The sequence below is a fragment of the Rhodococcus sp. ARC_M12 genome (assembly GCF_022810385.1).
Classification (GTDB): Bacteria; Actinomycetota; Actinomycetes; order Mycobacteriales; family Mycobacteriaceae; genus Rhodococcoides; species Rhodococcoides navarretei.
Map to the genome: position 1 here is coordinate 1 of NZ_JALGQI010000104.1, position 255 is coordinate 255.

Consider the following 255-nt stretch of genomic DNA (forward strand, 5'->3'; position numbering starts at 1 on the left):
TGTCGAGATACGTTCGGCGAGCAGCCATGTCGACGTCCGCGAGGAACACCGAATCTGTGTTCAGGGCCGCACCCAGTCCGGTCGCCAGACGCCGGGGGACGAATTTCACCGCCGCGACCATTGCGCCTGCGAGACGGGTGACGCGGACGAAGGGGCGTGGATTCTCGATCAGATCTGCTGTCGCGCGGGCGATCTCCTCCGGCTCGGCGTTGCGTAATCCCTTTGCGCCGGCGGTTCCGGCGACGAGTTCGGTGT

Annotated in this window: 1 pseudogene; it reads right to left on the reverse strand. The window is 65.9% G+C overall.

Annotated elements, in window-relative coordinates:
* A pseudogene (locus tag MTX35_RS25540) lies at positions 1-255 on the reverse strand (short-chain dehydrogenase); the annotation flags it as partial.